Source organism: Campylobacter sp. LMG 17559 (assembly GCF_024723605.1).
Classification (GTDB): Bacteria; Campylobacterota; Campylobacteria; order Campylobacterales; family Campylobacteraceae; genus Campylobacter_D.
Window position 1 is genome coordinate 174,581 of the sequence record NZ_JANQCZ010000001.1, and the last position, 7,573, is coordinate 182,153.

At 28.8% G+C, this 7,573-nt stretch carries 9 protein-coding genes and 1 pseudogene; 6 read left to right on the forward strand and 4 right to left on the reverse strand.

The window, feature by feature from the left end; genetic code table 11:
* Complete coding sequence (locus CAMP5082_RS00910; RefSeq protein ID WP_039618773.1) at positions 1 to 504, reverse strand: ubiquinol cytochrome c oxidoreductase, 2Fe-2S subunit; 504 nt, start codon at positions 502 to 504, stop codon at positions 1 to 3.
* 163 nt (positions 505 to 667) lie between these two features.
* On the reverse strand, positions 668 to 2,521 hold the full coding sequence (gene mnmG, locus CAMP5082_RS00915; protein WP_337205640.1) for a tRNA uridine-5-carboxymethylaminomethyl(34) synthesis enzyme MnmG: 1,854 nt from the start codon (positions 2,519 to 2,521) through the stop codon (positions 668 to 670).
* Between the two features lie 122 nt (positions 2,522 to 2,643).
* On the opposite strand from mnmG, the gene ribE reads away from it, so the two are divergent.
* The 3 genes from ribE to CAMP5082_RS00930 are packed head-to-tail and all read left to right on the forward strand — an operon-like array spanning position 2,644 to position 4,092.
* Complete coding sequence (gene ribE, locus CAMP5082_RS00920) at positions 2,644 to 3,252, forward strand: riboflavin synthase (protein ID WP_337205641.1); 609 nt, start codon at positions 2,644 to 2,646, stop codon at positions 3,250 to 3,252.
* Positions 3,216 to 3,884 (forward strand): peptidoglycan editing factor PgeF, encoded by a 669-nt coding sequence (gene pgeF, locus CAMP5082_RS00925; protein ID WP_337205642.1) that lies wholly within the window; start codon positions 3,216 to 3,218, stop codon positions 3,882 to 3,884. The genes ribE and pgeF overlap by 37 nt, the downstream gene beginning before the upstream one ends.
* Position 3,885: 1 nt before the next feature.
* A complete protein-coding gene (locus CAMP5082_RS00930) occupies positions 3,886 to 4,092 on the forward strand; it encodes a hypothetical protein (protein WP_149062476.1) in 207 nt (68 codons plus the stop codon).
* Positions 4,093 to 4,094: 2 nt separating this feature from the next.
* On the opposite strand, the gene CAMP5082_RS00935 is transcribed toward CAMP5082_RS00930, so the two are convergent.
* Both CAMP5082_RS00935 and dccR read right to left on the reverse strand, forming a co-directional pair.
* Complete coding sequence (locus CAMP5082_RS00935; RefSeq protein WP_337205643.1) at positions 4,095 to 5,318, reverse strand: sensor histidine kinase; 1,224 nt, start codon at positions 5,316 to 5,318, stop codon at positions 4,095 to 4,097.
* Positions 5,311 to 5,976, reverse strand: coding sequence for a two-component system response regulator DccR (dccR, locus tag CAMP5082_RS00940; RefSeq protein WP_337205644.1), 666 nt, complete (start codon positions 5,974 to 5,976; stop codon positions 5,311 to 5,313). Before dccR ends, CAMP5082_RS00935 begins: the two co-directional genes overlap by 8 nt.
* A gap of 132 nt (positions 5,977 to 6,108) precedes the next feature.
* Here dccR and CAMP5082_RS08450 point away from each other — a divergent pair.
* The 3 genes and pseudogenes from CAMP5082_RS08450 to CAMP5082_RS00960 all read left to right on the forward strand — a co-directional run bounded on the left by CAMP5082_RS08450 (position 6,109) and on the right by CAMP5082_RS00960 (position 7,573).
* A pseudogene (locus tag CAMP5082_RS08450) lies at positions 6,109 to 6,697 on the forward strand (bacteriohemerythrin).
* A gap of 80 nt (positions 6,698 to 6,777) precedes the next feature.
* Positions 6,778 to 7,341 (forward strand): bacteriohemerythrin, encoded by a 564-nt coding sequence (locus tag CAMP5082_RS00955; RefSeq protein ID WP_337205647.1) that lies wholly within the window; start codon positions 6,778 to 6,780, stop codon positions 7,339 to 7,341.
* A 10-nt stretch (positions 7,342 to 7,351) separates the two neighbouring features.
* On the forward strand, positions 7,352 to 7,573 hold the full coding sequence (locus CAMP5082_RS00960) for a ribbon-helix-helix protein, CopG family (RefSeq protein ID WP_263664313.1): 222 nt from the start codon (positions 7,352 to 7,354) through the stop codon (positions 7,571 to 7,573).

Sequence of the window (7,573 nt, forward strand, 5' to 3'; positions counted from 1 at the left end):
TTAAGCCTCCGCGATCATTTTTTTATATTCTGGACCTTCTTCGCCTAATACTAATTTTGTTCCATCAATTCTAAAAGGAGGAATGTCCAAAGGTCTTGGAGGAGGACCAAATACATTTTTACCACTGGTGTCAAATTCACCACCATGGCAAGCACACTTAAATAATTTTTCGCTTGGAGCGTAAGCTGGAATACAGCCTAAATGCGTACAAAGACCAATAACTACAGTATAAGCAACATCACCTACAACAACATCTCTATTGCTATCTTTTGCCATATCTGCATCTTTTTTTAAGATAAATATAGGCTTCTTACGCCATTCAATTGTTCTAAGCTCGCCCTCTTTCATGCCAGAAAGATCTACAGTAGTAATACCTGCTGCTTTTACACTTGGGAGTGGATCCCATGTTTTTTTCATTGCAACTAATGAAAAAGCACCACCCACAGCAGCTACCGTTCCAAAGGCAAAGCCCATAAAGCTTCGTCTACTTTCAGATGTAGCCATTTTACTTCCTTTGTTTTGATTTTTTTGTAAAACTTAGCAGTTTATCTAAAAAATGATAAATTTTTTCTTTGGTATAAAAAGCTTGATTTAAGATATATGGATATTTATTTAAAAACAAAAATAAATGTTTGTTTTAAATCATAACAATAGATAAATTTATTATCTATTGTTTTTTCATTTTGATATAAATATGTAAAATATCCAAAGCAGCAGGAGTAATACCGCTAATTTGCGAAGCAGCAAAAATAGTTGGTGGATTAAATTTTTGCAGTTTTTCCACTACTTCATTACTCAATCCACTCACACTTTTAAAGTCAAAATTTTCAGGGATTTTCAAATCATTTAAATTTTTCATTTTTTCAATTTGTGCTTTTTGCATTGCAATATAATGATAATACTTTGCTTCATTTAAAATTTCATTTAAAGAATACTCGTCCATATTTTTAAACATTTCATCTAAAGCTTTTAATTTTTCTATATTAAAACTAGCTCTTGCAACAATTTTTTGTAAACTCACTATTGAAGTGATCTTTTCCTCTTCAATGCTTTGTAAAAATTCATTATTTTGCTTACTTGGTGTCCATGTAGTTTGAAGCAAAAACTCAAGTCCTTTATCAACATTTTGTTTTATACTGTCAATATATGCATAATCTTCTTGACTTAAAAGTTTAAAATTATATCCATATTCTCCAAGTCTTAAAATGGCATTTTCTTCTCTTAAAAGCAATCTATACTCAGCTCTTGAAGTAAACATTCTATAAGGCTCTTTAGTGCCTTTCATCACTAAATCATCAATCAACACCCCTATATAAGCCTCATCACGCCTTAACACAAAAGGATCTTTTTCATCAATTGCTAAAACCGCATTCACTCCTGCCATAAAACCTTGCGCAGCAGCTTCCTCATAACCAGTGGTTCCATTAATTTGCCCAGCACAATATAAATTTTTAATCTTTTTGGTTTCTAAAGTATGTTTTAGTTCTGTTGGATCAATATAATCATACTCTATAGCATAGCCAAAACGCGTGATTTTAGCATTTTCAAAACCTTTTATACTTCTTAGCATTGCAATTTGCACTTCATAAGGAAGCGAGGTAGAAAAGCCATTGATATAATATTCAGTCGCATCTTTAGTTTGTGGCTCTATAAATAAATGATGACTTTCTTTATCACCAAAACGATTAATCTTATCTTCTATAGAAGGACAATATCTTGGCCCTATACCTTCAATTTGCCCCGTAAAAAGCGGAGCACGGTAAAAATTACTTTTTATAATCTCATGTGTTTTTAAATTTGTTCTTGCTATATAACATGGAAGTTGATTAGGTTTAAAATTTTTTGTTTTAAAGCTAAAAGCTTTAGGATTTTCATCTCCAGGTTGAATTTCTAAAACACTAAAATCAATACTTTTAGCATCAACCCTTGGACAAGTTCCTGTTTTTAATCTTCCTACTTTTAAACCACTTTGTTTTAAGTAATCTCCCAAATTTACAGACGCAAGCTCACCTACCCTACCTGCTTGAAGCTTGGTTTCACCTATATGGATAAGTCCGTTTAAAAAAGTTCCTGTTGTAAGTATGATTTTTTTGGCAAAATATGTATTTTCTAAATTAGTTTTAACGCCCTTAACTTCATCATTTTCTATAAGTAAAGACAAAGCTTGCTCTTGAGAAATTTCTAAATTTTCAAGTTTTAAAAGCTTATTTCTAGCACAAATTCTATAAGCATCCATGTCAATTTGCGCTCTACTTCCGCGCACTGCAACACCTTTGCTTTCATTTAAAATTCTAAATTGAATTCCAGCCTCATCGGTAATTTGCCCCATAAGTCCACCCATAGCATCAAGCTCTTTTACTAAATGTCCTTTTGCTAAACCACCTATGGCAGGATTACAACTTGCTGCACCAATTTGCTCGATTAAAGTAGTTAAAAGTAAAGTTTTTTTGCCCATTCTAGCAGCCCCGGCACTAGCCTCAACTCCAGCATGTCCGCCACCTATTACGATTATATCATACATATTTTGACCTCATTTTTATAAAAAGGCAAAAATTATATAATATTTTTTAAAATAAAACACTAAAAATATTTTTCGAAATTTAAAAGTTTTAGATAAAATCTCATAAAAATTAAAGGTATTGAATGTTTAATGGATTAATCCGCGAATTAGCCTTTGTTAAATCATATCAAAACAACACTTTAAGATTAAAAGCAAATTACAAACCAAAACTAGGCGATAGCATAGCAGTTAATGGTGTGTGTTTGAGCGTAACAAAACTTTTTGATGATGGTTTTAATCTTGAACTTTCTTATGAAACAAGAACTCACATAGCTATTGAAAATTTAAAAGATTACGTACATATTGAACCTGCACTAGCTTATGGCGATAGAATAGATGGACATTTAATGCAAGGGCATATTGATGGTATAGGTGAAATTACTAATATTTCCAAAAAAGAAAATGGAGTTGATTTTTATATTAAATGTCCTGATGATATACAAATTTATATGGCAAATAAAGCAAGTGTAGCCATAGATGGGGTGAGCTTGACTATCAATGAAGTTTTAAAAGATGGTATTCGCTTAACTATCATTCCTATAACCTTTAATGAAACCTTGTTTAAAAATTACACCATAGGAAGACGCGTTAATATAGAAAGTGATCTTTTAGCAAGATATATACACAGACAATTAAATTATAAAAAAGAAATTTCATGGCAACAAATAGACAAGATTGCATCACTTTATTAGAAAATGATTTTGCAAAAGCTTTTGTAGCCTTTGATCAAGATTATAATATTTTTAGAGCAAAAATTCATGATAATATTTTTCCTTGGGAAAATTCTATAAAAAAGTGTGTATTTTTAAATCAAATTCATTCTAATATCATCACTCGCTATAATAAAGATTTTCACTTTAATGCTGATGGAATAATTAGCAATGAAAAAAATGTAGCTTTGTGCATTTTAAGCGCTGATTGCTTGCCTTTACTTTTATATGATAATAAAAATAAAGCCATAGCAGCTTTGCATTCAGGCAGAAAAGGTTGTTTTGAAAATATCTTAAAAGAAGCTGTTTTGAAAATGCAAAAAAACTTTAACACTCAAACCAAGAATTTAAAACTCATCATTTCAACAGGAATTTGTGCTAAAAATTATGAAATTAATGGTGAGATTTTAAATTATAGCAAAGAAAATTTTGCACCTTTTTTACATGAAAATAAGCTTGATTTAAAAGCATTAGTTAAATTTCAAGCAAAAGAATTAGGTATTAATGATATTTTTGATATCAATCTTTGCACTTTTGATGATGAAAGATTTTTTTCTTATAGAAAAAACCAAACTCCAAAGCGCATTGTTAGCGTGATTTATTTAAAGGATTAAAATGTATGAAGTAAAAAATTTGCTTGCTTTAAAAATTTTACAAAAGGCTAGAGAATTTGGTGATAATGACTTAAGCAACGAAGTTTTAATCACTCAAATGCTAAATCATACCTCACAAACTCTAAATCAAAACGATACTAAAAATTTAAATGAATTTATCACAACACTTATAAATGCCAAAGAAAAGGCTAAAATGAGCAATAAATAATTTTAATTTTTCCAAGTTAAAATAAATTTTGTTCCTTTATTTAGCTCACTTTCTACTTTTATGTTAATGTTATGATCTTTACAAATTTTATCCACTAAAGAAAGCCCTATACCAAAACCACCTTGATTTTCATTAAATCTCGAATAACGCTCAAAAATGTTGGCCAAATTTTCCTTTGCTATACCACAGCCACTATCTTCTATTATAAGTCTTTGCTCCAAAAGCATTATTTTGATATGTCCATTTTTTACATTATATTTTATAGCATTATTAACAAGGTTATCAAACATTTTAAAAAACTGTTCTTTATTGGCATAAATTTTTCCACCATCTTCCAAGCTAAGCTCTAGGTTGATATTTTTTTGCTCCAAAAATATCTTAAAATACTCCATTCTTTCTTTAATCAAATCTTTTAAAAATATCCAATCCTTTTTAGCCTCATAAACTTGAGAAAAATTTAAAAAAGTTAAATCTGAATACAAATGACTCAAAGTCAAAGCAGCTATTTTTACACGCTTTAAAGCTTTAACTTCTTCAAAATTCTTTTTTCTTTCTAAACCTTCTACACTCATTAATATCGCACTAATTGGAGTATTAATCTCATGAGTGGTATCTTTTATAAAATTATTTAAAAATCTTATTCTCATTTCTAAAGGCTTGAGTGCAAATTTTAGTATAAAATAAGCCATTATACTTACAAAAATCAAAGAAAAAACCATAGCCAAAGCTACTTTAAATCTTATAAATCCAAGTTCTTTGGAGATATCATCACCTTGTACTAAAACCCTCAAACGATTAACATCACCTAGGACCTCCAAAGCATCTTGTCCTTGAGTATTTGCAAGCAATAAATTATTTAAATTCACATCAGCCACATAAATTAGAGTGTTATTATTATAAATATTTGCGTTATTAAGTTTAAAAAATGTTGTTTGAGCAGGCAAGTCAAGATTAGAAAAATAAACTTTTGTTCTATCAAATATTGCAAATTTTATATTAGAAATTTGAGCAATTTTTCTAGCACCTTTTTCTATAGGCTCAAAACGTAACTTTTCCATTTGTAAAATTACAAAACGATGTTCTTGTCTTAATTTTATGCTATGTTCAGCTATTAATTCTTCTATTAACTTTGCATACCATACGCCAAAAAGCACTATAAGAACACTTCCTATACTCACTAAATACAAAGAAAGAATTTGCCACGCAACGCGCTTGGCTTCATACATAACAATACCCTCTTCCTCTTTGGTTGACAATACTATCTTTGCCTAAAATTTTTCGTAAATTTTTTACATAAGCTCTTAAGCTAAGCTCACTTGGCTCTTGATCATACTCCCAAATTTCTTCAAAAATACAAGCAGTATCTATAAATTTACCTTTATTTTTTAAAAGCAAAGATAAAAGCTTTAATTCTTTTAAAGGCAGGGTTAAAGGTTTATCGTCTTGATATAAAGTTTGTGAAATAAAAGCAAATTTAAAACCATTTCCCAAGTCTTCATAATCTTCATTTTTATGAGCAAAAGAACGCTTTAAAATAGCATTAATTCTTATTTTTAACTCCTGCAATTCAAAAGGCTTTTTAATATAATCATCACAACCGCTTTCAAAACCTTTTTGTAAATCCATAGTAGTATTCAATGAAGTCATAAAAATAGCTGGAGTATATTTGCCAGCTTCTCTTAAATTTTTAAGCACGCTAAAACCATCACCTTGTGGAACTTTTACATCTAAAATCCATAAATCAAAATTTTTCTCATAAGCTTTATCTTGCGCATCTTGAGCATTATCGACTAAAGTAACCATAAAACCTTCTTCTTCTAAAAATTCACTAACAATTTCTCCTAAATTAATATCATCTTCTAACAAAAGAATTTGTGTAGCCATTTTTAACCTTTTTATCATATTTTCTTAAAACATTATATTTTTTTTATGTAAATTGAGTGTGAATTTAGTAGAATTAAAGCAAAATATTTATAAAATATTAACTATTTTATAATTTATACTGTTAGGATTTTTATGTTACCTGAATGGGATAAAAAATATAGCATTAATAATGAAAAAATTGATGAACAACATAAAAAAACTTTTTGAACTTGCTGCTAGAGTTGAAGAAATTTCAGATAGACCAATTTATCAAGTAGAACTTAAAAAGATAGTTGCTGAATTTTTTCACTATATTAAAATTCATTTTCAAGATGAAGAAAACTACATGGCTGAAATTAATTATCCTTACTTAAACCAACATAAACTCATGCATAAACAAATCACAAAATCTATGATAAAACTCATACAAAGCATAAAAAGCACCAATGACCTAAAATAAAAATTATACATAGTGGTTAATTCATGGCTTATAGAACATATCATTCAGCATGATATGATGATAGAGTATTGGAAACAAAGTACGCAAATAAAAAATTCTTCAGATAGCTTTGAAGAAGAAAAACCAAAAATAAAAAATTTCTTATATCAATGCCAATGCGAAGGTAGAATTCATAAAGTTCCTTATGAAATTCATTTAAAAATACAATATTCTAAAGTACAATTTAAATGTAAAAAATGCTCTACTAATTTAATTTTATGTAAAGAAAAAACCGAAATTTAATAAAAATTAATCATAATTTAAAATATTGTAAATTATAATACATCAAGAACTCTCCCACAAACCAAACAAGGGGTTTTAGTATGTTACCAAAATGGTGCGACAAATATAGTATTCACAATGAAGAAATCGACAAGCAGCACCAAAAACTTTTTGAGCTTGCTGCCAATGTTGAGATGATTTCGGATAAACCTATTCACAAAGGACAGATTAAATTTTTACTTGCGGATTTTTTCAATTACATGAAAGAACATTTTGCCGAAGAAGAAAAATATATGGCAAAAATAGGCTATCCTGAACTTGCTAATCATCAAAAAATTCATAAAAGTATCATACAATCCATGATAGATTTGATCCAAAATTTAAAAAGTACTAATGATTTAAAAGAAAAACTTAATATAATTGCATCAAAATGGCTTTTAGAGCATATTTTAAGAGAAGATATGAAAATAGAAAAATGGCATCAAGCCCAACTTAGCAAAAAAGACAAAAGTACAAACCTAGGTGAATTGCAAGAATTTTATGAATACATTTGTTCTTGTGCAAATAAAATTCACAAAGTTCCTTATGAAATTCATCAAAAAATACAAACAACTAACGCAAATTATAAATGTAAAGCTTGCCAAGAAGCAATAAGACCAAAATAAAGGCTAAACAATGAATAAAAGATACACTCTAACTCTTTCAGAAGAACTTTACGAACGCTTAAATCAAACTGCAAAATTTTCTAAAAAGAAAAAGGCTGAAATTTTACGCAATGCTTTAGAAAACTATCTTGATGAAATGGAAGATTTCGTTCCTGCTATAGAGGCTTTAGAAGATTTAAAAGATGGAGATAGTAAAAAATTAGACAGTGTTATTAAAAAATTAAAATGCTAA

Bases quoted from the DNA above. Each gene is read 5' to 3' on its own strand.
- CAMP5082_RS00910 (WP_039618773.1), bottom strand. From the start codon at position 504: ATGGCTACATCTGAAAGTAGACGAAGCTTTATGGGCTTTGCCTTTGGA.
- mnmG (WP_337205640.1), bottom strand. From the start codon at position 2,521: ATGTATGATATAATCGTAATAGGTGGCGGACATGCTGGAGTTGAGGCT.
- ribE (WP_337205641.1), top strand. From the start codon at position 2,644: ATGTTTAATGGATTAATCCGCGAATTAGCCTTTGTTAAATCATATCAA.
- pgeF (WP_337205642.1), top strand. From the start codon at position 3,216: ATGGCAACAAATAGACAAGATTGCATCACTTTATTAGAAAATGATTTT.
- CAMP5082_RS00930 (WP_149062476.1), top strand. From the start codon at position 3,886: ATGTATGAAGTAAAAAATTTGCTTGCTTTAAAAATTTTACAAAAGGCT.
- CAMP5082_RS00935 (WP_337205643.1), bottom strand. From the start codon at position 5,318: ATGTATGAAGCCAAGCGCGTTGCGTGGCAAATTCTTTCTTTGTATTTA.
- dccR (WP_337205644.1), bottom strand. From the start codon at position 5,976: ATGGCTACACAAATTCTTTTGTTAGAAGATGATATTAATTTAGGAGAA.
- CAMP5082_RS00955 (WP_337205647.1), top strand. From the start codon at position 6,778: ATGTTACCAAAATGGTGCGACAAATATAGTATTCACAATGAAGAAATC.
- CAMP5082_RS00960 (WP_263664313.1), top strand. From the start codon at position 7,352: ATGAATAAAAGATACACTCTAACTCTTTCAGAAGAACTTTACGAACGC.